This is a genomic window from Rhodococcus sp. IEGM 1366, from assembly GCF_033142425.1.
Lineage (GTDB): Bacteria > Actinomycetota > Actinomycetes > Mycobacteriales > Mycobacteriaceae > Rhodococcus_F > Rhodococcus_F globerula.
This window is the reverse complement of sequence record NZ_JAWLRZ010000003.1, coordinates 58,674-84,651: the sequence shown is the minus strand read 5'-3', so window position 1 is coordinate 84,651 and position 25,978 is coordinate 58,674. Positions and strand designations below refer to the sequence as shown.

Annotated in this window: 28 protein-coding genes; 17 read left to right on the top strand and 11 right to left on the bottom strand. The window is 61.9% G+C overall.

All coding sequences use genetic code 11. From position 1 onward, the window contains the following. Positions 1–94 precede the first annotated feature (94 nt). From R4P64_RS10130 to R4P64_RS10070, 13 genes are all read left to right on the top strand, one after another. Complete coding sequence (locus R4P64_RS10130) at positions 95–844, top strand: winged-helix domain-containing protein (protein ID WP_033233964.1); 750 nt, start codon at positions 95–97, stop codon at positions 842–844. Between the two features lies 1 nt (position 845). Beyond that, on the top strand, positions 846–1,745 hold the full coding sequence (gene mshD, locus R4P64_RS10125; protein WP_317820629.1) for a mycothiol synthase: 900 nt from the start codon (positions 846–848) through the stop codon (positions 1,743–1,745). Between the two features lie 189 nt (positions 1,746–1,934). Then, positions 1,935–3,053: a phosphate ABC transporter substrate-binding protein PstS gene (gene pstS, locus R4P64_RS10120; protein ID WP_033233966.1), complete on the top strand. Its 1,119-nt coding sequence runs from the start codon at positions 1,935–1,937 to the stop codon at positions 3,051–3,053. A 67-nt stretch (positions 3,054–3,120) separates the two neighbouring features. Then, positions 3,121–4,212, top strand: a complete 1,092-nt coding sequence (pstC, locus tag R4P64_RS10115) for a phosphate ABC transporter permease subunit PstC (protein ID WP_033233967.1) — start codon at positions 3,121–3,123, stop codon at positions 4,210–4,212. A 3-nt stretch (positions 4,213–4,215) separates the two neighbouring features. Further along, the gene (gene pstA, locus R4P64_RS10110; RefSeq protein WP_033233968.1) at positions 4,216–5,124 is read left to right on the top strand and encodes a phosphate ABC transporter permease PstA; all 909 of its coding nucleotides are present in this window, start codon (positions 4,216–4,218) and stop codon (positions 5,122–5,124) included. A 58-nt stretch (positions 5,125–5,182) separates the two neighbouring features. Continuing rightward, positions 5,183–5,959: a phosphate ABC transporter ATP-binding protein PstB gene (gene pstB / locus R4P64_RS10105; RefSeq protein ID WP_033233969.1), complete on the top strand. Its 777-nt coding sequence runs from the start codon at positions 5,183–5,185 to the stop codon at positions 5,957–5,959. Positions 5,960–6,267: 308 nt separating this feature from the next. Next, a complete protein-coding gene (locus R4P64_RS10100; protein WP_033233970.1) occupies positions 6,268–6,570 on the top strand; it encodes an urease subunit gamma in 303 nt (100 codons plus the stop codon). Beyond that, a complete protein-coding gene (gene ureB, locus R4P64_RS10095) occupies positions 6,567–7,049 on the top strand; it encodes an urease subunit beta (protein WP_045068827.1) in 483 nt (160 codons plus the stop codon). Before R4P64_RS10100 ends, ureB begins: the two co-directional genes overlap by 4 nt. Continuing rightward, entirely contained in the window at positions 7,049–8,758 is a 1,710-nt protein-coding gene (locus R4P64_RS10090) for an urease subunit alpha (RefSeq protein WP_317820624.1), read from the top strand. Before ureB ends, R4P64_RS10090 begins: the two co-directional genes overlap by 1 nt. A 21-nt stretch (positions 8,759–8,779) precedes the next feature. Next, positions 8,780–9,454, top strand: a complete 675-nt coding sequence (locus R4P64_RS10085; protein WP_317820623.1) for an urease accessory protein UreF — start codon at positions 8,780–8,782, stop codon at positions 9,452–9,454. Beyond that, on the top strand, positions 9,447–10,205 hold the full coding sequence (gene ureG / locus R4P64_RS10080) for an urease accessory protein UreG (protein WP_095888309.1): 759 nt from the start codon (positions 9,447–9,449) through the stop codon (positions 10,203–10,205). Before R4P64_RS10085 ends, ureG begins: the two co-directional genes overlap by 8 nt. Further along, positions 10,205–10,945, top strand: a complete 741-nt coding sequence (locus R4P64_RS10075) for an urease accessory protein UreD (RefSeq protein ID WP_317820621.1) — start codon at positions 10,205–10,207, stop codon at positions 10,943–10,945. The genes ureG and R4P64_RS10075 overlap by 1 nt, the downstream gene beginning before the upstream one ends. Before the next feature lie 94 nt (positions 10,946–11,039). Next, the gene (locus R4P64_RS10070) at positions 11,040–11,786 is read left to right on the top strand and encodes an SDR family oxidoreductase (protein ID WP_317820619.1); all 747 of its coding nucleotides are present in this window, start codon (positions 11,040–11,042) and stop codon (positions 11,784–11,786) included. A 64-nt stretch (positions 11,787–11,850) separates the two neighbouring features. On the opposite strand, the gene phoU is transcribed toward R4P64_RS10070, so the two are convergent. From phoU to R4P64_RS10045, 5 genes are all read right to left on the bottom strand, one after another. Beyond that, the gene (phoU, locus tag R4P64_RS10065) at positions 11,851–12,546 is read right to left on the bottom strand and encodes a phosphate signaling complex protein PhoU (protein ID WP_033233978.1); all 696 of its coding nucleotides are present in this window, start codon (positions 12,544–12,546) and stop codon (positions 11,851–11,853) included. A gap of 149 nt (positions 12,547–12,695) precedes the next feature. After that, the gene (locus tag R4P64_RS10060) at positions 12,696–14,717 is read right to left on the bottom strand and encodes an LCP family protein (RefSeq protein WP_317540678.1); all 2,022 of its coding nucleotides are present in this window, start codon (positions 14,715–14,717) and stop codon (positions 12,696–12,698) included. Between the two features lie 157 nt (positions 14,718–14,874). Next, positions 14,875–16,017: a tRNA dihydrouridine synthase DusB gene (gene dusB / locus R4P64_RS10055; RefSeq protein WP_317820617.1), complete on the bottom strand. Its 1,143-nt coding sequence runs from the start codon at positions 16,015–16,017 to the stop codon at positions 14,875–14,877. Between the two features lie 81 nt (positions 16,018–16,098). Continuing rightward, on the bottom strand, positions 16,099–17,058 hold the full coding sequence (locus tag R4P64_RS10050; RefSeq protein WP_033233981.1) for an acyl-ACP desaturase: 960 nt from the start codon (positions 17,056–17,058) through the stop codon (positions 16,099–16,101). 215 nt (positions 17,059–17,273) lie between these two features. Beyond that, a complete protein-coding gene (locus R4P64_RS10045) occupies positions 17,274–18,149 on the bottom strand; it encodes a LysR family transcriptional regulator (protein WP_172935980.1) in 876 nt (291 codons plus the stop codon). Between the two features lie 103 nt (positions 18,150–18,252). Here R4P64_RS10045 and R4P64_RS10040 point away from each other — a divergent pair, with 103 nt between their 5' ends. Further along, on the top strand, positions 18,253–19,488 hold the full coding sequence (locus R4P64_RS10040) for an MFS transporter (protein WP_411742664.1): 1,236 nt from the start codon (positions 18,253–18,255) through the stop codon (positions 19,486–19,488). Between the two features lie 45 nt (positions 19,489–19,533). On the opposite strand, the gene R4P64_RS10035 is transcribed toward R4P64_RS10040, so the two are convergent. Together R4P64_RS10035 and R4P64_RS10030 are read right to left on the bottom strand one after the other, a co-directional pair. Then, positions 19,534–20,115, bottom strand: a complete 582-nt coding sequence (locus tag R4P64_RS10035; RefSeq protein WP_172935774.1) for a DUF937 domain-containing protein — start codon at positions 20,113–20,115, stop codon at positions 19,534–19,536. 100 nt (positions 20,116–20,215) lie between these two features. Next, positions 20,216–20,662 carry a hypothetical protein gene (locus tag R4P64_RS10030; protein WP_045068840.1) on the bottom strand — a complete coding sequence of 149 codons (447 nt, stop codon included), beginning with the start codon at positions 20,660–20,662 and terminating at the stop codon, positions 20,216–20,218. A gap of 120 nt (positions 20,663–20,782) precedes the next feature. Between R4P64_RS10030 and R4P64_RS10025 the strand changes: the two genes are divergently transcribed. Further along, positions 20,783–21,175 (top strand): MmcQ/YjbR family DNA-binding protein, encoded by a 393-nt coding sequence (locus tag R4P64_RS10025; RefSeq protein ID WP_045069738.1) that lies wholly within the window; start codon positions 20,783–20,785, stop codon positions 21,173–21,175. 32 nt (positions 21,176–21,207) lie between these two features. Beyond that, positions 21,208–21,792: a hypothetical protein gene (locus R4P64_RS10020; RefSeq protein WP_172935772.1), complete on the top strand. Its 585-nt coding sequence runs from the start codon at positions 21,208–21,210 to the stop codon at positions 21,790–21,792. A 1-nt stretch (position 21,793) separates the two neighbouring features. On the opposite strand, the gene R4P64_RS10015 is transcribed toward R4P64_RS10020, so the two are convergent. Both R4P64_RS10015 and R4P64_RS10010 read right to left on the bottom strand, forming a co-directional pair. Next, positions 21,794–22,891: an NAD(P)-dependent alcohol dehydrogenase gene (locus tag R4P64_RS10015; protein ID WP_317820614.1), complete on the bottom strand. Its 1,098-nt coding sequence runs from the start codon at positions 22,889–22,891 to the stop codon at positions 21,794–21,796. Positions 22,892–22,911: 20 nt separating this feature from the next. Then, positions 22,912–23,385, bottom strand: coding sequence for a DUF4334 domain-containing protein (locus tag R4P64_RS10010; protein WP_317820613.1), 474 nt, complete (start codon positions 23,383–23,385; stop codon positions 22,912–22,914). 117 nt (positions 23,386–23,502) lie between these two features. Between R4P64_RS10010 and R4P64_RS10005 the strand changes: the two genes are divergently transcribed. Further along, positions 23,503–24,075, top strand: coding sequence for a TetR/AcrR family transcriptional regulator (locus R4P64_RS10005; protein WP_317820612.1), 573 nt, complete (start codon positions 23,503–23,505; stop codon positions 24,073–24,075). An 11-nt stretch (positions 24,076–24,086) separates the two neighbouring features. On the opposite strand, the gene R4P64_RS10000 is transcribed toward R4P64_RS10005, so the two are convergent. After that, the gene (locus tag R4P64_RS10000; RefSeq protein WP_411742663.1) at positions 24,087–25,283 is read right to left on the bottom strand and encodes a PrsW family intramembrane metalloprotease; all 1,197 of its coding nucleotides are present in this window, start codon (positions 25,281–25,283) and stop codon (positions 24,087–24,089) included. Continuing rightward, a complete protein-coding gene (locus R4P64_RS09995; protein ID WP_033233990.1) occupies positions 25,280–25,951 on the bottom strand; it encodes a hypothetical protein in 672 nt (223 codons plus the stop codon). Before R4P64_RS09995 ends, R4P64_RS10000 begins: the two co-directional genes overlap by 4 nt. Positions 25,952–25,978 lie beyond the last annotated feature (27 nt).

Sequence of the window (25,978 nt, the reverse complement as noted above, 5' to 3'; positions counted from 1 at the left end):
CGGCGCGCACGCTAATGTAGGGACCGACCAAAAGGGTCGAACTACCAGAGCGTCGCCCTGTCCGGGGTGCGCGGGCTACTAGATAGGAGGCCGTGTGGAGCTGCTTCTCCTCACCTCCGACCCCAACCCGGATGCAGTTCTTCCGGCGTTGGCGCTGCTGGCGCACTCGGTTAGGCCTGCTCCCACTGAGGTTTCGTCGCTGCTCGAGGCAAGTTCGGCCGACATCGCGTTGGTCGACGCACGCACCGATCTGGCTGCCGCACGAGGGTTGTGTCGATTGCTGGGAAGTACGGGATCTGCCGTGCCGGTCGTGGCTGTCCTGACCGAGGGCGGGCTTGTTGCCGTCAACGCGGACTGGGGGTTGGACGACATTCTCCTGCCCGGTACGGGACCCGCTGAGGTGGACGCCCGATTGCGGTTGTTGCTCGCCCGCAGTGGCGGCGTTGCCAGTCCCGAAGCGTCAGGAAAGATCACGCTGGGCGAATTGGTTATCGACGAGGGGACGTACACGGCACGACTGCGTGGACGGCCCCTTGATTTGACTTACAAGGAATTCGAACTGCTCAAGTACCTCGCGCAGCATGCGGGACGGGTGTTCACTCGTGCGCAGTTGTTGCAAGAGGTGTGGGGTTACGACTTCTTCGGTGGCACTCGGACCGTGGATGTTCACGTGCGTCGGTTGCGGGCCAAGCTCGGCACCGAATACGAATCCTTGATCGGTACAGTCCGAAATGTCGGATACAAGGCGGTTCGCCCGACGCGTTCCAAGAACGGGGCTGCGGCGCCGATTCGATTCGAGGACGACGATGTCGATTACGAGGCTGCAGACGGATCGGTGTTGTGACATGAGTTGGAGCGATGTGCTGACGCCGGATCAGGCTCGGCAGGTGTCGGAACTTGTCGACCGTGCAACGGAGTTCGACGGCAAGGCGCCGGTTTCCGAGCAGGGTCGGCACGCGATTGCCGGCCGTGGTCTGGCCCGGCACCTCGTGATCCTCGACGACGGTGTTGTTGTCGGATACGCCCAACTGCAAGCCGGTTCGGACGAGCACCCGGACATGGCGGAACTCGTCGTGGATCCTGCTCGCAGGCGGCAAGGTATCGGAACTGGCCTTGCCGCTTCGGTTTTCGACGAAGGTCGACCGGGAACCCGAGTCTGGGCGCATGGAAACATCGACGCGGCAGTGGAGTTCGCCAAGAGTCTTGATCTGGTCAGTGTTCGTGAACTCCTCCAGCTGCGCAGACCACTCAGTGCTCCGCAGCTTCCGGAAATTGTTGTTCCGGAAGGTGTTTCGCTGAGGACGTACCGCGGCCGCGAAGACGATTCCGAGATCTTGCGGGTCAACAACGCCGCATTCTCGTGGCATCCCGAGCAAGGTGGCTGGACGCAAGCGGAGATCGACGAGCGAACCGCCGAGGGGTGGTTCGATCCCGCCGGGTTGTTTCTGGCGTTTGCGGACACCGATCCGAACACGCTTCTGGGGTTTCACTGGACCAAGGTTCATCCGCCCGAGGGCGACGAACCGGAGCTCGGTGAGGTGTACGTCGTCGGTATCGATCCGGCGGCGCAGGGACGCGGGCTCGGTCGGGTTCTGACGCTCGCCGGCATGCACTACCTGCGTGAGCGGGGTCTCGATACGGTTCTCCTGTACGTCGAGGGAGACAACACGGCAGCCCTCAACACGTACGAGAAACTGGGCTTCGAAAAGTTCCACACCGACATGGCCTATGCCCGAAATTCCTGACTTTCTCGGACGACTCGAATAAATCTCCGGTCTGTTCATGCTCCGTTCACTTTGTGTGGTCCAGCCGGACACCGCGCCCCCCTACTTTTCTCTATGGGCAGCGCCGCGCTGCCTGATGCAGTAATGCGCTGCATCTCATGTCGCCGCCTGATCGTGGGCCCGGCGGTAGCTATTTCCGGAGGACCGAAGGTGAATTTCAAGCGCAGTGGTGCTCTGCTCGGCGTAGTGGCCGTGGGTGCTATGACCTTGGCAGCATGTGGCAGCGACAACAACGCATCGTCGAGTGGTGTGGACACATCCGCTTCGACTGCAACATGTGAAGGCAAGGAAAAGATCTCTGCGGCTGGTTCATCGGCGCAGAAGAACGCGATGGATCAGTTCGTCGCCACGTACATCGCTGTCTGCCAGGAAAAGGGCAAGACAGTCAACGTTGCTTACAACCCCAGTGGTTCGGGTGACGGCCGCACCCAGTTCATCGCCGGCCAGATCGACTTCGCCGGCTCCGACTCGGCGATCAAGGACGAGCAGGCGGACAAGGCCAAGGAGCGTTGCGTCGGCGGCGAAGCCTGGAACCTTCCCCTCGTTTTCGGTCCGATCGCGGTGGCCTTCAACCTCGACGGCGTCGACAACCTCGTGCTCAATGCCGAGGTTCTTGCCAAGATCTTCAACGGCGGCATCACCAACTGGAACGATCCGGCCATCGCTGCCCTCAATCCGGACGCGAAGCTTCCCGATCTGAAGGTCACGCCCGTGATCCGCTCCGATTCCTCGGGAACCACGGACAACTTCCAGAAGTACCTCGAGGCAGCATCGAACGGTGCCTGGACCTCGGGTGCCGGTTCTGACTTCACCGGTGGCGTCGGTGAGGGCGCCAAGGGTTCGGCCGGAGTCGCTCAGGCAGTGTCGACGGCACCGGGCTCCATCACCTACGTCGAGAAGTCGTTTGCCGATCAGAACAAGCTGTCGATGGCCGAGATCAACACGGGCACCGAAGCTGTTGCACTGACCAATGACACTGCTGCCGCGTCGATCTCCGGCGCGAAGTTCAAGTCGGACGCAACCGGCGACCTGACGCTCGACCTCGCGTCGATCTTCAAGACCAACGAAGCCGGCGCCTACCCGCTGGTTCTCGCGACGTACTCCATCGTCTGCTCCAAGGGCTACGACGCCGATACGTCTGCCGCTGTGAAGTCGTTCCTGACGAGTGCCGCGAACGAGGGACAGGCCAACCTTGCCGAGCAGGGTTACGTCCCGCTGCCGGCAAACGTGCAGGACCGTCTGAACGCGTCGATCTCAGCCATCGGCTGATTCGACCGCGGACTCGTACGGACAAGCCCATGGATCTACATTCAAACGTGAAGGAATGTGAGCGCACATGAGCGACGCGCCCATCACATCAGCATCTCGTTCCTCCGGCTCCGCAACCAGCGGAGCCGGGGTGGGCGGTCCGAACGGCATCACGGAGGACACGATTACTTCCATCAAGGCTTCAGAAGTCGAGCAGCCACCGAAGGACGACGGTCCGGCCGGCGGTAGCAGCAAGACCGTGACCCGACCGGGTGACCGCATCTTCAGTTCGCTGGCTTCGGGTTCGGCCATCTTCATCACCGTTGTCATCGCGGCGATCGGTGCCTTCCTGATCTGGCGCGCCGTCCCTGCGTTGAGCCGCAACCAGGTCAACTTCCTGACCAGCCGTGAATGGGTCACGCAGGACATCAACGCGATGGCGTTCGGTGTTCTCGACCTCTTCCAGGTCACGGTCCTGGTGTCGCTGTTCGCTCTGGTGCTGGCGATGCCGATCGCGCTCGGTATCGCGATCTTCCTGACGTCGTACTCGCCTAAGTGGCTCACGCGTCCGCTGTCCTACACGATCGACCTGCTCGCGGCAGTCCCGTCCATCGTCTACGGACTCTGGGGCCTGCTCGTGTTCGCTCCGGCGATCACTCCGGTTGCCGTGTGGCTCAACGACACTCTCGGCTGGTTCCCCCTCTTCGCCGACGGCAGCGGTTCCATCACCGGCGGCGGCACCATCTTCACCGCCGGCATCGTGCTGGCTGTCATGATTCTTCCCGTCATCACCGCGGTGACCCGCGAAGTGTTCATCCAGACCCCGCGCTCGCAGATCGAAGCCGCACTCGCGCTCGGTGCGACGCGCTGGGAAGTTGTGCGCACCACCGTCATTCCGTTCGGTAAGTCCGGCTACATCAGCGGATCGATGCTCGGTCTCGGTCGCGCACTCGGTGAGACCATGGCCCTGTACCTGATCCTGCGCACCACCTCGCAGGCATTCGGCTGGTCTCTGTTCGACGGCGGATCGACCATCGCCTCCAAGATTGCCCTCGGTTACGCGGAGTTCAACAACGACATCCAAGCGGGTGCGTACATCGCAGCCGGTCTGGTGCTGTTCGTCCTGACCTTCGTGGTCAACGCTGCTGCCCGCGCCGTGATCGCCGGAAAGAAGGACTGACCCATGAGCACCACTCTGGACCGCCCGGTCAAGGCGCCCACCTTCCAAGGCGTCGGAGCAAAGCGTCGGGCCACGGACGTCACTGCGACGATCCTGGTCAGCCTCGCCGTTCTGGTTGCCCTCATTCCGTTGGTCTGGGTGCTCTACACGGTGATCGCAAAGGGCCTGCCCGCGTTGACGTCTGCGACCTGGTTCACGAACTCGATGAGCGGACTGACAGCGTCGGCGTCCGGTGGCGGTGTCTATCACGCACTGGTCGGCACCTTGATGCAAGGCGTTGTGTGCGCGGTCTTCTCGATCCCGCTCGGAATCTTTGTTGCCATCTACCTGGTGGAGTACGCGGACCGTAAGTCCAAGCTCGGCAAGCTCACGACCTTCATGGTCGACATCCTCAGTGGTGTTCCGTCCATCGTGGCCGCGCTGTTCATCTACGCACTGTGGATCGCGACGTTCGGATTCCCCAAGTCGGCATTTGCCGTCTCGCTCGCGCTGGTGCTGCTGATGGTCCCGGTCGTCATCCGATCCACCGAGGAAATGCTTCGCATCGTCCCCATGGACCTGCGTGAGGCGTCGTACGCGCTCGGTGTTCCCAAGTGGAAGACCATCTCGAAAATCGTTCTGCCGACGGCACTTCCCGGCATCATCACCGGCGTCATGCTGGCCCTGGCCCGCGTACTCGGTGAGACCGCGCCGCTGCTGATCCTCGTCGGCTATGCACCGTTCATCAACTTCGACCTGTTCAACGGCGAAATGGGCACGCTGCCTTCGCTTATGGTCGCCGAGATGAACAACCCGACCGACGCCGGCACCAACCGCATCTGGGGTGCCGCCCTGACTTTGATCCTGCTGATCGCGATTCTCAACATCGTCGCCAAGCTGATCGGTCACTTCTCACAGGTCCGCAGCAAGTGACGCGGCCACAGAACATGTTTGTACTCGACAGCATTAACAACTCAGTAGGGAGCCGGTAATGGCCAAGCGTCTGGATCTCAAGGACGTCAACATCTACTACGGCAAGTTCCACGCCGTTGCCGATGTCGGCCTCTCCGTCCCACCTCGGAGCGTCACCGCGTTCATCGGTCCGTCCGGTTGCGGTAAGTCGACCGTGCTCCGGTCCCTCAATCGCATGCACGAGGTCATTCCCGGTGCGCGCGTCGAAGGTTCCGTGTTGCTCGACGGTGAGGACATCTACGGCTCCAACGTCGATCCGGTCGGCGTTCGCAAGACCATCGGCATGGTGTTCCAGCGACCCAACCCGTTCCCGACCATGTCCATCAAGGACAACGTCGTCGCCGGGTTGAAGTTGCAGGGTGAGCGCAACAAGAAGCGCCTCGACGAGGTTGCCGAGCGGTCCCTGCGCGGAGCCAACCTGTGGAACGAGGTCAAGGATCGCCTCGACAAGCCCGGTGGAGGACTCTCAGGCGGCCAGCAGCAGCGTCTGTGCATCGCGCGGGCCATCGCGGTCTCGCCCGACGTCCTGCTCATGGACGAGCCGTGCTCGGCTCTCGACCCCATCTCGACTTTGGCGATCGAAGACTTGATCACCGAACTCAAGAAGGACTTCACCATCGTCATCGTCACGCACAACATGCAGCAAGCTGCTCGCGTGAGTGATCAGACCGCGTTCTTCAACCTAGAGGCAACCGGCAAGCCGGGTCAGCTCGTCGAGATCGACGACACCGAGAAGATCTTCTCTAACCCGACGCAGAAGGCCACTGAGGACTACATCTCGGGCCGCTTCGGATAAACCGCTTCGGATAAACACTGCACGACCATGTTTCACCCCCGTTTCCAACAGGAGACGGGGGTGAAACTTTTTGGTGGTGGTGATAGTTCCCACTTCGGCCCGCAGCGCTGAGCATCGTTGGGCGCGCGAATAATTCGATGAGCAGCGCAAGTGCGTCCATCGGGCGGCGGAGTGGCCGACAGTGTGAATCTCGTAGATACTGGCGACGCTTCGGGCAATGCTAATCTCGCCCAACAGTGTGCTGTCGAATCTGCGTTGTCAGCACAGTGCCAGATCATTTTTCGTTCCACAACCGGAAGGGCTAGTCAGTGCACCTCACCCCTTCAGATACCGAAAAGCTGCTGTTGAGCGTTGCGGGCATGGTCGCTCGCGATCGACGCGAGCGCGGGGTACTTCTGAATTACCCCGAAGCGATGGCGCTGATCTCGTGTTGGATTCTCGAGCGGGCGCGTGACGGTATGACGGTTGCGGAACTGATGAACGCCGGTCGCCAGGTGCTCACGCGCGACGACGTCATGGAAGGGGTACCCGAGATGATTGCAAATATCCAGGTGGAGGCCACTTTTCCGGATGGTCGCAAGCTGGTCACCGTGACGGAGCCCATCCGATGATTCCCGGCGAAGTGCGGGTGTCTTCCGAACCGCTCGAGTTCGGCGCAGATGCTCACAGGATCACGCTTGTTGTCGTCAACGACGGCGATCGACCTATCCAGATCGGATCGCATCTGCACCTTCCGGCGGCCAACCCGGCGCTGACATTCGATCGCAAAGCGGCCGACGGGTTTCGGCTCGATATTCCGTCCGGGACCTCGGTGCGTTTCGAGCCCGGCGTCTCTCGCACGGTGACGCTGATCGAACTCGGTGGACTCAAGCGAGTTCCCGGCCTGCAGATCGGATCCGGCGACCAACTGCCCACCCATGCGCGCGAACCCAAACCGGTGTTGCCGTTCGGGACACCGGGCGTCGAGGTGGAGGAACCGCTTCGAGCGTCGTCGGTGAATGTTCGCATCAGTGACATCGCGGCCACGGATGGCGCAGTGGCGACAGACGAAGCAGCGCAGAGTGACGACACAGACGAGGTGACCGCGTAGTGAGCACGATGGATCGGCGTGGATACGCGTCGCTGTTCGGCCCCACAGCGGGCGACCAGATCCGGTTGGCAGATACCGACATCTGGATCGAGATCGAACATGACTACACCGCAACCGGCGACGAAATGGTGTTCGGCGGTGGCAAGAGCATCCGTGAATCCATGGGGCAGGGCACAACCACCCGGGATCAGGGCGCACTCGACGTGGTCATCACCAATGCGGTGATTCTCGATCACTGGGGAATTGTCCGGGCAGACGTCGGAATTCGTGATGGCCGCATCGTGGCGATCGGGAAGTCGGGTAACCCCGACATCATGAACGGCGTGCATCCCAAGCTGCTCATCGGACCGAGCACCGACGTGATCGCCGGGGAGGGAAGGATTCTCACCGCTGGGGCGATCGATACGCACGTTCATATTCTCAGTGAGATCGAGATGCTGGAAGCGCTCGCCACCGGCACGACAACAATTGCCGGCGGTGGCACCGGACCGACCGAGGCCACCAAGGCCACCACGGTCACCCCCGGTGCGTGGTCGCTCACGATGATGCACCGCGCGCTCGACCACATTCCGCTCAACGTGTTGCTCCTGGGCAAGGGCAGCACCGTCAGCCACGAGGCGCTTCGTCAGGAAGCGCTCGCCGGGGCCGGTGGATTCAAGGTGCACGAGGACTGGGGTTCCACCCCCGCCGCGATCGACGCAGCCTTGCGTGCTGCCGACGAATTCGGTCTCCAGGTGGCACTCCATGCCGACAGCCTCAACGAAACCGGCTACGTACAGCACACTTTGGACGCTATCGCCGGTCGAGGCATTCACGTATTCCACGCTGAAGGCGCAGGCGGTGGGCACGCTCCCGACATTATCGTGACGGCCGGTGAAGCGAATGTTCTTCCGGCATCGACCAATCCGACGTTGCCGCACACCGTCAACACGGTTGCCGAGCATCTCGACATGCTCATCGTGTGCCACGCGCTCAACCCCCGGGTGCCGGAGGATCTTGCGTTCGCAGAGTCTCGTATCCGCCCGACAACCATTGCGGCAGAGGATTTCCTGCACGATATCGGCGCAATCTCCATCACGTCGTCCGACGCTCAGGCCATGGGCCGGATCGGTGAGGTAACCCTGCGAACCTGGCAGGTAGCGCACGTGATGAAGGCGCAGCACGGCAAGCTGGGCTCGTCGATGCCCGCCGACAACGAGCGTGCCCGTCGATACGTCGCGAAGTACACGATCTGCCCGGCAGTGGCGCACGGTATCGATCACGAAATCGGCTCGGTCGAGGCCGGCAAAATGGCCGACCTGGTCCTGTGGGATCCCGCGTTCTTCGGGGTGCGTCCGGCCGCGGTCATCAAGGGTGGCGCGATAGTCGCTGCGCCGCTGGGAGATCCCAATGCCGCGATTCCGACCCCGCAGCCGGTGTTCGTCCGTCCCGCAATGGCGTCCGCACCGGGTTCGGCTCCACACCTGTCCACGACCTTCGTCTCGCCGATAGCAATCGAGGACGGGTTGGCAGGCCGACTCGGGCTCACTCGCACGCTCACCGCGATCCGCCCGACGCGTCATCTCACCAAAGCCGACATGCCGAACAACACGGCACTTCCGTCCATCGACGTCGATCCGGAGACCTTTGCCATCAAGGTCGACGGTGATCTGATCCAACCCAATCCCGTCGATGTAGTGCCGATGGCTCAGCGCTACATGCTGTTCTGATGCCCGGTGCGAGTTGAGATGATGTCCGCCGAGATAGCGTCGATGCTCCTGGCAGACGGGCGTCTGCCTACCGGTGGGCACGCGCACTCGTCCGGGCTGGAACCGGCATTGGCGGCCGGCCTGCACCAAAGGCAGGTTCCGGATTTCATTCGAGGTCGACTCGAGACGGTCGGACTGGTCGAAGCCGCTGCAACGGTGATTACGCGGCGCTGGGCCGTAAGTGAGGGTAGTGCAGGCGAACTCGAGGCCATCTCGAACGAATTGCTCGCTCGCACGCCCAGCGCGCCGCTGCGTGAGGCGTCCATCCAGCTCGGACGTGGGCTGGCCAGGTTGGCGTCGCGGTTGTGGCCGGGGCACCCCGCGGTGAAACTCCTCATGGCGCTACCGGGGCATCCGATGCGGCCGTTGGCATTGGGAGTGTTCACCGCCGTCTCCGGCATGGACGATCTGGCGGCGGCGCGATCATGCCTGTACGACGACGCGCAAACCGTCGCGTCGGCGGCACTGAAACTACTGCCGGTAGATCCGACAGAACCGGTCGAATGGCTGCTTCGGGCGGCCCCGACCATCGAGACCGTCGCCGCGGCAGCCGTCGCGGTCGAGAGTGCCTCGGCTATACCTGCAACAACAGGACCGTTGGTCGAACAATGGTCACTCGAACACCACGCTCGATCCAGGAGGATTTTCCGTGCTTGACAATCTGAACACAACCACCGATACCGCAACTGCCGCAAGAGGTTTGAGGCTCGGTGTTGCCGGCCCGGTCGGCACTGGCAAAAGCACCCTGATCGCCACCATCTGCCGCGAGCTCGCGTCGGAGTTCGAGATCGCGGTTGTCACCAACGACATCTACACCGATGAGGACGCGCGACTGTTGCGCGCCGCAAACGTCCTGCCGATCGAGCGCATCGTCGCAGTCGAGACCGGGGCGTGCCCGCACACGGCGATCCGTGACGACGTGACACCCAATCTCATTGCGGTGGAAGACCTCGAGCGCGAATTTCATCCCCTCGACATGGTGATCGTGGAGAGCGGCGGCGACAACCTCACTGCGACGTTCAGTCCCGCACTCGTCGATGCGCAGATCTTCTGCATCGATGTTGCCGGCGGCGGCGATGTCGCGCGTAAGGGTGGACCCGGAATCGAGCGCGCAGATCTGTTGGTGGTCAACAAGATCGACCTGGCCCCGTATGTCGACGTCGATGCCGTTCAAATGGTTGCCGATGCAACAGCAGCACGCGACGGACTGCCCGTCCTCGCGCTCAGCCAGAAGGACCACGCCACGATCGATCAGCTCAGCGCGTGGCTGCGCAAGGTCATCGCGGCTCACCGCGAGGGCAATCATGTGCCCCAGGACCCGGGACCGATGGCACCGCACTTCCACGCCGATGAAGAAGACCACGACCACGGACACGGTCACGGGCACAGTCACTCTCACGCTCACTGATGACTGCGGGAGCTACGCGGGTCGTCGTCGAGCGAGTGGGCGGCACCGCTGTTGCCAAAGAGTTGATCTCCGGGGATTTCCTGGCGCCACGCCTGGTGAGTGCTCACGGGTTGCACGTGCGCGTTGCCCTGGTAGGACACAGCGCGACACTGTTGGCCGGTGACGACCTACGCATCGAGTTCGACGTGGCGCCCGGTGCGTTCCTCGAGGTGCTCGAGCCGTCCGGCACCGTGGCGTACAACGCCCGCGGCGGTCACGCATCGTGGACGGCGACAGCGACGGTGGGTGCCGGCGGCGCTTTGGTATGGCGAGCGGCGCCCTTCGTGGTAGCCGGCGGCGCGGATGTCGCTCGGCGAATTGACATTTCGCTGCAGCCGGACGCGGTTGCCCTGCTCGACGAGATGGTGGTGTTCGGCCGTACCGGTGAGATCGGTGGTGCACTGCGTTCGGATCAGCGCATCACTGTCGACGGGACACCGCTTCTGGTGGAGACTCTGGACTTGCGTAGTGTTCCCGATCGTTCCCGTCCCGGTGTTCTGGGAGGACATCGGGTTATCGGCACCACCATGTTGCTGGGGATGAAGACCTCGGACGCGGCCGAGGGGCATGTGAGCCCCCTGGCCGGTCCGGGCATGCTGGCCCGGGCTGTTGCAGACCAGGCGCATGAGGTGTCTGCGGCCTTGGACCACATCAGCTCGGATTGGCGTGCACGCGTGGCGAGTCGGTTCACGGAGAACTAGATTCCTGCCGTGACGTAAGACTCCCCGCGACGCCCTCACACCTGGAGGCTGTTGTCGTCCAAGATGAGGAGAGTCGGAATCTCGAGGAGACATCATGCGGATAGCAGTGCTCGGTGGGACAGGTTTGATGGGCAAGCTCGTAGTTGCGGAAGCCGAGGCGGCAGGCCACGACGTGGTGATCGCGGCCCGCTCGACCGGCGTCGATATCAGCACTGGTGCCGGGCTGGCCGGAGCTCTCGCGGGTGTCGACGCGGTTGTCGATGTCAGTGACCACGTCACCAACAGTGCAAAGAAGGCCGTCGCATTCTTCGAGGCCGCGGCGCAGAACATTGCCGCAGCAGAGAATGCGGCAGGAGTGAAGCACCATGTTGTGCTCTCGATCGTCAACAGTGACGATCCGCGATTGAAGGCATTCGGGTACTACCAGGGTAAGGCTGCGCAGGAACGCGCAGTCAGCGCGTCGGGCATCCCGTTCACGATTCTGCGATCCACGCAGTGGTTCGAGTTCGGCGAGAAGACGGTGTCGCTCATGGGTTTCGGCCCGTTGGCCCTCGTACCGCGAATGAGATCGAAGCCCGTCGCTGCCAAGACCGTTGCGAAGGCGTTGGTGCAGGCGGCGGAGAAGGGGCCGTCGGGTCGCGCTGCTGATCTCGCCGGTCCTGAAGTCCTCGAGATCCCGGAGATGACGAGGAAAATACTGCGTCGTCGAGGCACGCGGAAGTTGCTGATCCCGGTATCCATGCCAGGCGCAGGCAAGGCAATGCGCAGCGGTGCTCTCCTGCCAGGAGCGGACTCGATCAGCGCCGGGCCGACGTTGGACGAATGGCTGGGTTCTAACTGAAGGGACACAACAGAAAGGCGGCCACGCACATGCGCGGCCGCCTTCTGCTCGTGACGGGGAGTGGTTACAGATCCGGGTAGGCGGTCAGTTTGTCGACCTTTTCGGTGGATTCAGGCTCTTCGGGCAGCTTGCCGGTAACGAGGAAGATCACTCGGCGTCCGACCTCGACAGCGTGGTCTGCAAAGCGCTCGTAGAAGCGGCCGAGCAACGTGATGTCGACTGCCGCTGCAACCCCGTACTTCCAGTCGCGATCCATGAGGACCGTGAACAGGTGACGGTGCAGGTCGTCCATCGCCTCGTCCTCTTCGCGCAGACGGGCTGCACGCTCGGGATCACGGGTCTCGAGGACTTCCTTTGCCGCGGCACCGATACTGACGGCGATGCGGCCCATCTCGGCGAAGTAGCCGTTGACGACCTCGGGGAGGACATGGTTGGGATGGCGACGACGCGCAATCTTGGCGACGTGCAGGGCAAGGGCGCCCATGCGGTCGATGTCGGCGACGATCTGGATTCCGCTGACGACGGAGCGGAGATCGCCGGCAACGGGAGCCTGCAAGGCGAGCAGCGCGAAGGCGCGCTCCTCGCAAAGGGTGCTGAGTTCGGTGATCCGGTCGTGTTCGCCGATCACCTGCTCGGCCAGGGTCAGGTCTGCTTGGAGCAGTGACTGGGTGGCTCGCTCCATGGCGGTGCCTGCCAGTCCTGCCATCTCGCCGAGCAAGTCTGCAAGCTCGGTCATCTGTTCGTTGTAAGCCACGCGCATGAGGTGAGAGCCTACGTGCAGTGAAAGACCAAGTCACAAGCGACAGGTGAACGCAAGGTGAATGATCACCGCAGCGTCGTGCGAAATGATCACCGCAGCGTCGTGCGAAATGATCACCGCAGCGTCAGATGCAGATGATCACTGCAGCGTCAGATGCAGGCTGTGTCTCCGGCGTTGACTGAGGCAATGTCGGAGGGCAGTGACGTCGACACGCTGGTGTCTACCGATGACGGTTCTGCGGACAACGAGGTTCCCGGATCTGCCGGTGCGACCACTGTGCCGGAAAAATCGCTGCCGATGACAAGTTCGACCATGTCGCCCATGCTCGGAGTGAGGACGAGTACGGCTCCGGGAATCGCGGATGCGACGGTGGCGGCCTCGGCTTCGTAACCGGCCGCATACCGCACCACAGTCGCCGAGGCCTGGACATTGGCCAGTCCCGTCGCTGCGCTGAAATTACCGATTGTGGAGATCTGGAATCCGTATGCAGCAAGTTGGTCGGCAGCGGTCGCGGCCTGGCCCGAAACACCTGACGCGTTCGAAACGTCGATGTAGATGTTGTACGGACTCATTGCCGACACGAGTGTTGCCTCGGGCACCGGCGTCGTGGCGGTGGAGGGCGCTGAGCTGGTCGATGTCTTGTCGGTATCTGTGTCACGCTCTTCGCCCGGAAGCGGCTCGTCGTCGATGATTGCCTGGAACAGTGCTTTGATCTCGTCGGTCCGGGGGATTTCATTGCCCCAGTCATTCGTGCCGTCGGTGGGCACGGTCAGGAAGGTGACGGCGCCCGCATCGACGTTCTGCAATGATCGACCAAGCGTGACCAGGGATTTTGTATCGATGTTCTCGACAAACGTGTCCTGGGTGAATGCGTTGATGAACCCGTTGAGCTTGCTGGGATTGAGCAGCACATTGTTGGACAGTGCCGAGCGCAGCAGCGCGGACAGGAACTTCTGTTGCCGCGTGATGCGCCCGTAGTCGCCGTTGCCCTCGGCTTCGACATGCCTGGCGCGGACGTAGTTCAGCGCGGTCCGGCCGTCGAGTACCTGGTTTCCGCTGTTTGCGAGGACAGTGCCCAGAATGCCGTCTTCGATGGGAACCGGGGTGCAGATGTTGACCCCGCCAACTGTGTCGACCATGCTCTCGAATCCGGCGAAGTCCATGCCGACGAAGTGGCCGATCTTGAGTCCGGACATTTTCTGGATGACCTTGACCAGACACTTCGGGCCACCCAGGGCGTAGGTCGCGTTGAGTTTGTCGCCAGAGGCAGCGGGGAAGGACTCGCTGGTGTACGTCCCGGAACTGTTGTCCCAGCCCTGGCAGACCGGCCGGTCGACGTCGAGGTCGCGGGGAAACGAGACGGCGACGACGCGGCTGCGGTCGGCGGGGATGTTGACCAGCATCACGGTGTCGGCCCGGGCGCCTTCGGCGTCCTCGACGGTGCCGGCGCCGATCTCACCACTTGCGCCGGCCCTGGTATCGGTGCCGACGATCAGATAGGTTTCGTCGCCGAGCTGGCCGCCCGCGTCGACGATGTCGTCGGAGTTGGTGTCGAGCGCAGCGATCTGCTCGAACTTTCCTTCGGTGGTGCGCAGGTAACCCCAGACGACGCCAGTCATGGTCAGTGACATCACGGCAAGAAATGCGACCGCGGATCGGCTGATCGTCTTCATACGCTGGCGGCGTCGAATCTTGTTCAGCGCAAGCCGACTACCACCGGTTTCGCTGACGACACGCGGAGAAGCGGAGGATGGCGGGTCGCTGCTGATCCATTCGGCCGCGGCCGGTGCGATCGGTGGGGGAGGCAGCGGCTTTTCGGGGGGCAGCGGTTTGTCGGGGGGCCTGATGGGAGGCCTCGAGTCAACAGGTGGCGCTGCCGGGCTGCTCTTTTTCGGGGCCGGCGGTTCGACTACACGCTGGCCGGCTGTATCGCCTACTCGTTGGACGAGTTCTGCGACGGAGATGCTGTCGCTCGGTGGTGCGTCACGTCGACCGAATCGGCCGAAGCGTTCACTGCCCCGACGCTCTGACGGCGGGGCATCGGACTGTGGCGCGCCAGTGGGTTCGGGTTTAGACGAACGACGATTGCGGTATCGCTGATCTGCGAGGGGGCGCTCCCACGGGGCGCGGCTTTCGGGCGAAGGCGGGCCCGAGTCGTGATCATCACCCACCGATGCAACCTGTCTCGTCGTTGACTGCCGATACGGACAGTGCGTCTCTTGTCGTGCGCCGTCCAACTGCTGTTGACGAAGCTGGAGCCATATTACTGGTGGATCCTGAGTTATTCACTCAGAAACTTGGCGAATTGCCCGAATTCACAGCAATGCGTTATCCGCCCGAATGCATGATGTCCGCTCCGACCGGCACCAGATCGTCCTCGGGATCGTCGAGCCAGCCCTCGGGCAGGGCGACCTGACCGGGGGAACCTTGCCGGCCACGGGGACCTTCGGCGTCCTTCGGGAATGGAATGGAGCTGTCCAGCTGGGCCAGCAGTTCGTCGAGTTCGGTCAGGGTGCTGACTAGTGCCATCGACACGCGCAGATCCGACCCGACCGGGAATCCGCGCAGATACCAGGACACGTGCTTGCGGAGTTCGCGTAAGCCCTTCATCTCACCGTGGTGTGCGGCGAGGAGCTGGGCGTGGCGGGCGATGATCGTGGTGACCTCGCCGAGCGTCGGAGGCGTCGCGATGGGCTGACCGTTGAGAGCCGCGCTGAGCTCTGCAAACAGCCACGGGCGGCCCAGGCATCCGCGTCCGACGACAACGCCGTCGCAGCCGGTCTCGTCCATCATGCGGGCGGCGTCGGACGCGTCGAAGATGTCGCCGTTTCCGAGAATCGGAACGTCGGGAACGTGTTCCTTCAGGCGGGCGATCTCGTTCCAGTCCGCCGTTCCGGAGTAGCGCTGCGACGCGGTGCGCGCGTGCAAGGCAATTGCGGCGGCGCCCTCGGCAGCGGCGATGCGTCCGGCGTCGAGGTGCGTGTGATGGTCCGCGTCGATACCGACGCGCATCTTCACCGTGACAGGAATGTCGGTGCCCTCGGTGGCGCGAACGGCAGCTGCGACGATCTGTCCGAACAGTCGACGCTTGTAGGGGAGCGCGGAGCCGCCACCTTTTCGAGTGACTTTCGGCACTGGGCAGCCGAAGTTCATGTCGATGTGGTCGGCCATGTTCTCGTCGACGATCATTTTGGCCGCAGCGTAGGTCGTGTCTGGGTCGACGGTGTAGAGCTGCAGGGACCGCGGAGTCTCGGTGGGGCCGAAGGTGGTCATGTGCATGGTGGCCGGCTGGCGCTCTACGAGCGCGCGGGCAGTGACCATCTCACACACGTAGAGCCCGGAGGTGCTGCCTGCACGTTCGAGTTCGAGTTCACGACAGAGCGTGCGGAAAGCGACATTGGTGACGCCGGCCATGGGCGCGAGGACCACGGGGCTGTGCAGCTCGAGTGAACCGATACGAAGGGAAGACATGACTACCTCTGAACAAATATTTCTGACAAGTGAAAGTGCCCGGTACCGAATCCGGTACCGGGCACAGAATAGCTGGTGAAACTAAGAGGCCTGCTGTTCACGCTTGGCGGCTTCGCGGGCGAGCATGCGATCGCGCTGCTCCTCGAACTTTGTCGCCTGGGCGGCAAGTGTCTCGAGGAAGGCAGCCAGTTCTTCGCGAGTGTTCTCGCCTTCGGCGCTGAAGTCGTTGCGCTCGAAGATGTTCCACTTGCGCAGAACGGGCCAGATGACCTCGTCGAGGTGCTGACGGAGATCGTAGATTCCGTGCTTGGCCATCAAAACGCCGTTGCGACGGAAGTTGGGCATCCCAGCACCGGGCATCTGGAAATTCTGCACGATGTTCGACACGGACTTCAGTGTCTGATCAGGTGCAAGATCGAGAGCGGCGGCACAGATGTTGCGGTAGAAGATCATGTGCAGGTTCTCGTCGGCGGCGATGCGCTGAAGCATCTTGTCGGCGATCGGCTCGTTGCAGGCCTTGCCGGTGTTGCGGTGGCTGACGCGAGTCGCGAGTTCCTGGAAGGTGACGTACGCGACAGAGTGGAGAACTCCGGCTCCGTCGTCCGGGATGGGCGGGTTGTAGCCGGTGATCATGTGTTCCATGCGGTAGCGCTCGAGCTCGACGGGATCGACGGCGCGCGTGACAACCAGGTAGTCGCGCATCACGATTCCGTGGCGATTCTCCTCGGCGGTCCAGCGGCCGACCCAGGTGCCCCAGGCTCCGTCCTGCGAGAAGTTCTCGGCGATCTCGCGGTGGTACGACGGCAGGTTGTCCTCGGTGAGGAGATTGGTGATCATCGCAGCTCGGGCGACCTCGCCGAGCCGGGATTGTTCGAGACTCCAGTCTTCGCCGCCCATGGCTGCGAAGTTGCGACCCTCGTCCCACGGGACGTAGTCGTGCGGGTGCCATTCCTTTGCCATGGAGATGTGCCGGTTGACGTTCTCTTCGGCAACCGGCTGCAGTTCTGTCAGCAGTTCGAGCTGCGTCAGAATCCTCGTCATTTATTTGCCTCCGTGTTGAGTGAATGCCCGACTTCGCTCCAGCCTACGGTACCGTAGGTTTGGCCTGATCGACATGAACTGATCCCCCTGCGCGAATGTTACCGAGTCGTAGCCAGCGTACGTGGACGGAAGATGGACGCAGTCTGAATTGTCCGATGCGTTCCATTCGCTTGTTGCCGAGATCATACCTGCCGGTTTGGCTGTACGTGTGAGTTTCAGGACCACATATTTTCGCGGACAAAATCACGGAAATCGCGCGCTGGCCTCGACAATTCCCGATTCTCGGTCCAGACAAGCCCGATCTTGCGTGTTGCGCCGGCAAGGGGAACGAACACGATTCCCTCTGCCCAGATGGGCGGATCCTGAATCGGCATGACGGCCACGCCCAGGGATGCGGACACCAACCCGCCCACAGTTGCCAGCTCACTGCTCTCGAAGACGAAATCCGGGGTGAATCCGGCCGCGGCACACATCTCGTCGAGAATTCGCCGCATGCCGAAGTCCAGCTGCATTCCGATGAATTGCTCGCCCGCAGCGTCGGCCAGATCGACCTCGGGCAGGTCCGCGAAACGATGTCCGAGCGGAACGGCGAGGGCAAGTTTTTGCTGCGCTATCTGAGTCCATGCGAGTCGAGGGTTGTCCGGCTGCGGCGACACAAGCGCCAAATCGGCGTCGCCGGTGATAACGCGATCACTCAGGAACTGCGCTCGATCCTGATGGAGTTCGAAGCGAACACCCGGATGTTCGGTTCGATATGCCCGAATCATGCGCGGAATCAACCAGGTTCCGAACGAATGGAGGAAGTCGAGTCGCACCGTTCCGGTGTCTGGCCCGGCCAGGGCGTCGATCTGGCGCAACGCGGAATGGAGTGTGTTCAGGGCGCTGGTTGCATGTTCGTAGAGGATGCGGCCGTACCGATTGAGTGTGAGCCGACGGCCGTGTCGGTCGAAGAGCGGCACACCAACGGATCGTTCGAGCCGTGCGAGTTTGCGAGAGAGCGTGGGCTGCGACAGGTGAGTGATATCCGCCGTCGCCGTGACCTGTTGGGTTTCAGCCAGCACGACAAACCACTCGAGATCGTCCGACAACATCACAGGTGGAAGCCTATATGTCTCGGAGGTATGTAGAACAGCAAATTAATGCATTTTCTTTTGTTGCCATGGGCGCGGAAGATTCTTGCCGGAGGTCGTGTCGATGAGCATGTCGGTAGAAATCAGCGCAGGAACAGAAGTCGGCGCAGGAATCGCGTCGTACCGCCGGGGATCCGCCGGATACCGCGCGGTGACGCTTGCATTGTTTGCAGCGGGATTGACGACGTTTGTGTCGATGTACTCGGCTCAGGCACTGCTGCCTGCGTTTTCGCACTCTTTCGGAGTCTCGCCCGCGGTTTCGGCCCTGTCCGTTTCGGTGACGACGGGCATGGTGGCATTGGCGATCATTCCGGCGAGTGCATTGTCCGAACGCTTCGGCCGGACCCGCGTCATGATCTTCTCGGCAATCACGTCGTGCGTGATCGGTCTCCTGCTGCCGCTGAGTCCGACAATCGAGATTCTGCTGGTGGGCCGAGCGTTCCAAGGCGCTGCGCTGGCGGGAATTCCGGCGGTTGCCATGGCGTATCTCGCGGAGGAGATCGACCCGAAGGATTTAGGCGCAGCGATGGGGCGCTACGTTGCGGGCACCACCGTCGGCGGATTGATCGGACGGTTGATCCCGGCTGCAGTGGTCGACGTAAGTTCTTGGCACTGGGCGCTTTTTGCGGTCGCGCTGCTCTCGACGGTCTTTGCGATCGTCATGACCAGGACCCTGCCGGGGTCGCAATTCTTCCAGCCACAGCCGATATCTGTGCGACGGCTAATGTCGAATCTGCGCGTTCACCTTGCGAACTCGGCGCTGCGGACGCTTTTCGCGCTGGGTTTCATTGTCATGGGCGCATTTGTTTCCGTCTACAACTTCCTCGGGTTTCGTCTCGCTGCAGCACCTTTCGGCCTATCCGAGGCGGTGGTGGGGCTGGTATTTCTGTTCTATCTCGCGGGAACCGTGACATCGACTGCGGCCGGCGCTGCCGCGGACAGAGTTGGGCAGCGGTGGGTGTTGCTTGGCTCCGTATCGGTGACAGCGCTTGGCCTTGCGTTGACCGTCCCCGACAACCTCGCGCTGACGTTGGTGGGGATGTTGCTCTTCACCGGAGGGTTCTTTGCCGCGCATTCCGTAGCCAGTGGGTGGGTCGGCCGGCTTGCCCGAGTCCATCGGGCGGAAGCGTCGGCGCTCTACCTGTTTGCCTACTATGCCGGTTCGTCCGTGGCCGGCGTTCTGGCAGGCTCAGCTTTTGCAGTAGGTGGCTGGAATGGCGTCAGCATCTTTGTCGCCTGTTTGCTTGTGGTGGCAATGGGATTGTCACTGAAGATGTTTCGGTCCACCCGGGTTGACTGATTCCAGTTGCGGCGGCACTTCGGCCGCCGCAACTGGCGTTATCGCCTACTTCTTGCCGCCGCCGAGGAGTCCGCCCAGCAGATCTCCGATGCCGCCGCCACCGGAGCCGCCGAGGAGACCGCCGAGTGCTCCGCCGATGCCGCCGCCGGAGTTTCCGCCGCCGAGGAGTCCGCCCAGAAGATCTCCGATGCCGCCACCGCCGGCAGTCTGCGTCTGCGCTGCCGATCCGCCGCCTGTGAACTGCTTGGCGAGGTACGCCAGTACGATCGGCGCGAGAATCGGGAGTAGCTGCTTCACCAGATCGTTTCCGCCGCCGACGCTACCCAGCGTGCTGGCCACCTGATCGGTGTTGTTGCCGAAGATGTTTGCCACGATCTTCTGACCGTCAGCGGTGTCGACCTTGCTGATGTCGATGCCGTCGTCGAGGATCGTGGTGTTGGCGTGCGACTGCAACGCGCTTTCGAGCGACGCCGCGCCGGCCTCGCTGTCGGCATTGGCGCCGAGACCGCTGACCAGCGTGGGAAGTGCCGATTTCACAGCAGTTTCCGCGGTTGCCTGATCTACGCCGAGTTGCTGCGCGATCTGGTCGATCGGGATCTGTGAGAGAAGGTCGTCAAGCGAAGCCATTCGATGCCCTACTTTTCTGGGGTCCTACTTGTCAGCACCCGGTTGATGCAGACACTAGTGAATGTTCGAGACCGTCGGTAGCTCGGATGTTGCGGAGGTGTCATCGTTGGGTTTTTTCTCGGGGGACCAGACATGCGAGAAGCGCAAGTGCGAGGCCGCCGACGGTCAGAATGAATCCTGTCTGATTCGTCAGGATCGTGGAGTAGTTTTCCCTGATGATGTTGTCGAATTGCTCATTGACGCGGTAATAGAAGGTGCCAAGACTGGCGAGTCCGACAATCACTCCGATCCACGCCGCGAGGCGTGAACCGAACACTGCCGCAATCAAGATCGCAACGCCGGACCCGAGAAGAAGAATCATCATGGATCGGTAGAACGGTACGGACTGATCGGAGATCTGCTCGATAGCCCAGCCGGCCGGAAAGCCATCTCGTAAGTCTTCGAGACGGACATCTCCGGGTTTCACTCCGGCCAATATCGACATGAACGAGCCGACCGTCACGGCGATACCGCAGATCAGCAGAACCACATGTACAAACGTGCGCATATCACTCTCCCGAAGGATCGGTGAACGTCTAACGCGGTCGAGTTACGAGCCTAGCGACGACGCGCGTGCTTTCGACAGGCTTTTCCTGGACGGCCTGAGTTGACCATGCACAATGTCACCATGGCGGACAATATGCGTCGACTCGAAGAGATCTCGCTGAGCCTTCCCGAAGCGCAGCGCGTCGACATCGAAGCGTGGGACGGGCATCCCACCTTTCGAGTGCGTGGCAAGAACTTCGTGTTCTGCAACGCCGATGCCACGTCGCTGACGATCAAGCTGAGCAAACCGGAAGCCGAGGCGGTGGTCGCGACCGAATCACGAGCAACCGCGGCAGGGTACGGGTTGGGTCGGCACGGTTGGGTTGCTCTCGATCTCAGTGGCAAGATCGAGGGAGAGTACTGGGATCAGCTCGAGGAATGGATCTACACCTCGTACACCCTGGTTGCGCCGAAGAAGCTGGCGCGAATAGTGCTCGACGGGGATGCTGCGGGCGGCAACCCGATAGATTCGTGACGACACGTACGCCGATTAGACGAGGATTGGTCATGACGACACAGCAAGCACCATCGGCTACCACCACATCGGGCATGCCGCCATGGGCGAAAAAGGCCATCATGATCGGCGTGGCGGCCGTTGTTCTGGTCATCACCTACTTCATTCTCGCCGCATACCTCCCACGCTGGTGGTCTCAGCGGATTGCGTCGCTCGCCGACGGCAGTTTCAGTGGCGGAATTGCGTGGGGCGTGATGTTCGGGCTCGTGTGTACGTTGGTCCCACTGCTCTTCTTTCGCGCAATCTGGCAGGTGCGGAAACGGAAACATGCGCGGCCGATACAGATCGGTGCTTTGGTGCTCGGTGTGATTTTTGCTTTGCCCAACTTGCTGACGCTGAGCATCGTTCTCGGAAACAGCAATGCTGCGCACGCCGGCGAACGCGTCCTCGACGTCGACGGTCCTGGATTCCGCGGCGCCTCGGTACTCGGCGCGATCATCGGTGTCGCGCTGTTCGTCGGAATCGTGTTCCTGGGCTACAGGTACAAGAAGCGTGGCAAAGAAATCGACAAGATGCGCGGCGACCTGAAGCAGCACGAACCGCAGAGCAAGGGCGAAGCTCCGGCTCCCGAAATGTGAACTACCAGAAGAGAACAGGCTTTATTACTTTTCCAGCTGCCTGATCTGTGACGGCTCTGTTGATGTCTGCGAACGCATAGGGCGTCACCAGTCGGTCGATCGGAAATTGTCCGGCGGTGTAGAGATCGACAAGCCGGGGAATGAACGTAGCTATGTCGGAATCACCCTCGACGCATCCTCGAATAGTCTTCCCGTTCAACATGATGTCGGCCATGTTCACGGTAAGGTCGTGGGCTCCGAGCCCAACCACGACCAGTGTTCCGCGGCCGCGAAGTGATGTCACGCCCTGATTGACAACCGCACCGATTCCGGTGGTGTCGAGGGAATGAGTCGATCCGCCGTCGGTGGCGTCGCGCACCGCTGCCACAACGTCGTCGGAGCCGGGATCGACAACAACTGCGCCGAACTCTTCGGCCAGCTTCCTACGTTCGGGTACCGGGTCGACGGCAACCAGCGTGGAAACCCCCACTGCTCGCGCCGCGAGGAGAGCCGCGAATCCGACGCTGCCAGCTCCGAAGACCACAAACGTCGAGTCGGGTTCGGGGCGAAGAGTATTCAGAACTGCGCCGCCGCCGGTTTGAAACCCGCAGCCGAGCGGAGCTACGACGGTCAGATCAACCGCAGGATCAACGACGACGGTGTTGTCGGCTGTGGTGATGGCGTATTGCGCGAAACTCGACTGACCGAAGAACGCGGACCTGATCGGAGTGCCGTTCTGCGTGATCGGCGCCGAATCGTCGGTGCGCGCACCTGAGCTGTTGAGTTGATGTGAGCGTTCGCAATACGCCCGATACCCACTTCGGCATTGGCGGCACGCTCCGCAGCTTCGATAGCTCAGCAGCACGTGATCGCCTTCGAAGATATGGGTGATCGACGAGCCGACGGCCTCGACGATCCCCGCGCCCTCGTGGCCGAACACGCAGGGGCCGAGTTTTTTCGGTAGTGCTGACTTGGTGAACAGATCCGTGTGGCACAGACCTGTTGCGACTATCCGCACGAGGATCTCGTCGGCGCGGGGTTCCTCGATCTCGACGGTCTCGAGGGCAAAAGGGGAGTCGGGGCCGTGCGAGAGCGCGGCGCTCATTTTCCGAGTGGACATCGAATTCTTCTCCGGGCGAATCACACTCGCTCGAGGAGGAAGTAATAGTGCTGGCCGTTGTCGAGGACCAGCTTCGATTTTCCGTTCATGATTCCCATGAGCGTTGTGTCGTCGACCTTCTTGAAATGGTCGAAGATCGGTGCGCCGTCGTAGACCATCGTTGCGGTGACTTCGCCGCGGAACTCGATGTTCCAGAGGCTCGCTTCTCCGTTGCCGCCCTTGATGTCAGAGTAGAGGTTCCCGTTCTCGTCTCGGCAGATCAGTGGTTTTGCGTCCTCGACCGAGTTGAAGGTTTTTCCGAACCAGCGGCTTGCCACGAGTTTGTCGTGGAGACGGTGGCCGGTAGCGAAGTCGTCACCTTTCCATTCACCGAGGATGTCCGCTGCGTCGACGGTCTCCAAAGCAGCCCACACTTCATCGAGTTCTGTGAGGGAGACGTTGTTTTCCTGCTCGCGGAGCTTTGCGAAAGCGCTACGGGCGTCGTCGAGGTTCATGGTTCTCCTTGTGGAACGGCGTTGAGAGTTTTTTCCCGAACCAATTTGTTCGTGAACTCTGGACGCTACGCCGAACCGGGTGGTTCGGCAACGGTGGAATCGATCTAGGATGTGCACATGCGTTCAGCCGGGGAAGCGACCAGGGACCGCATTCTTGCATCCGCCAAGGAAGAATTTGCCCGATACGGGTTTGCGGGCGCTCGTATCAACCGCATCGCCAAGGACGCGCGAGCGAGCAAAGACCGCCTGTACGCGTACTTCGCGAGCAAGGAAGATCTTTTCTCCGCGGTCATGGCGCAGTGGACCGTCGAGACCACGGCTGAGACCGCCTTACGTGGAGACGACTTACCTGCGTACACCGGTCGACTGTTCGACAACTACCTCGCGCACCCCGAGAATGCCCGGTTGCAGGAATGGGCGGATCTCGAAGCGCCTGAAACTGTGAGTTCCCACGACATTCGACGCACCACGTTGCGCCCGAAAATTGCGGAGATTCGCCAGGGCCAAGCCGACGGGCATATCGATCCCAGTTGGAACCCGACGGAGTTGCTGATCGTGATCACCGAAATTGCCAGAACCCTGGCGCTTCCGCATAGCGGCGGTGACGTGAGACCTGGATCGTCGCGAGCGGCGGCCCTGCGAAGGCAGACTGCCGTTGACGCAGTCCGGCGCTTGATTCGCAGTTCCTGACGGTGCGTAGGTCAGGCCTTGATCGACGGCCGACCGCTTCTGATCCGGGCTACTTCGGATCGTGCAAATTCGACTCGGTCAGTGTTGTTTCCGCGGGAATAGGCCAGAGCATCGGCGAGATCTGCCGTTGCTTCGAGCACATATCCATTTCGTTTGCGATCGGCGCGGGTTCCTGCGGATCTGCGGAAAGCCTTGCGAGCCTTGTGGTTGCCGCACACTGCTGTGAGCTCGTCACCGGTGATCACGCCGTGTTCGGCTTCCGGTGCCAGAATGTCGTGCAAGAACTGACGTTCACGCGGAACGGTCAACCGAAACACCCGCAACACCAAGACAAGTGCGACGACGATGAGTACGAAGAGCAGTGGGAACATGAGTGCGCTGCCCTGTGCAAGAGCGGCGGCAGAATCCCAGAGGCCGTGCAGAAGCATCGCCGTTGCCATCAGTGCGATGCCTCGGCCGAGTCGCCGCGGCTCGGCAGGTCGGCCGAGAAGGTAGACGAGTCCGGCGCAGAAGATTGCGCTGTACAACGTGTGTGCGGCAACTCCGACAACCATCCGCATCACAATGGTCGTCATCGCGGCGTCGATCTGATTGGCACCGAATTGTGAACCTGCCGAATTCAAGGCGTAGACAACGTCTTCGAAGAGCTGGAAACCGAGTCCGATGAACGCACCGAGAATGAACCCGTCAAACGCGGTGCGCACGAAGCGGGAGGCCAGGGCGATCAACAGCACGAGTCCCAGACCCTTGGCGGTCTCTTCGGTAAACGGCGCCGCCAGGCCTGCTCCCCAGTCTGCCGCCCAGGCTTGCCCGAAGATCTTGGCGTACAACGCGAGAATGGCGTCGTTTGCATGCGCGGCCATTCCCCAGGTAGCAGCAAAGCTTCCCCACAGAAAGGCCACGACGATCAGTTTTGCCGGTTGGCGTGCATACCGGTCGATGTGGTGCGTGAACCACCAGAACGCCGCACCGTACGCGCTGAACAGCACGACGGAGAGTCCGATGGCCTCGCCGTAGGCGCCGGCACTGGAGGCCAGCATCGAGAAGAACTGGAAGACTCCGGTGGTCACCAACAGCAGGTACACCCAGAACGCGGCATTGCGCGGTTGGTAGAAGGTGAACGACCGTCCCCATCCGGAGTTTTCGATTGCCGAGACACGGGTGGCGTTCGAATCGCCTGTCGACTGCACAGTGGACATGGTCATCATGAGCCCTCTCCGGGTCGTTGGCTGATGCTGACGATCATGCGAGCAATAGCTTCGGTGGTCGAGGGGTCGATGTTGCTCGGGCCGACGGCAATCGCGCTGACCCCCACTCCGTCGATCACAAAGGCAGCGATGACGCCGTCAGCGGTGGAATTCGAGTACCCAGCCATGACCCCGCGATGGCCGCTTTCGGTGATGATCACGGTGGGTTCACCGTTGACTCTGAACGACTCCCCAGACGCAAGCGCATCGGTGGTCGTCTTGATCTGCTCGAGCAGTTCGCGCGCGTCGCCGGTGAACGGTGCTGTTTTGACGGTGAAGGAGACGGCCCCGTTGGTCACCCTCGCGACATCCGGGTAGGTGCCGGTTATCGGGGTATCGGTGTCGCGAACTCCTGCGGTGATGCCCCAGCCGGGGACGGGAACGAAGGTTATTCCACCGTCGAGTTCCATGACATCTCCGGCCACGACTTCGTCGTCGTAGGACACCGAATCGTTGATTGTGGGTAGGACAAACGCCATGACGAGTGCAAACGCGATCACGACTGCGGCGGGAATCAGAGTGGCACGGTCGAGGCCCAACCATCGCCGGTCTACTGGAACCCATCGGTCGTCGGGTTCGTAGTGCGGGGGTTGTGGATCTACCCGATTTCTCGTATCGGTGTCAGACATCTGTGCGCCGGCTCCCTGCGGTGTTTG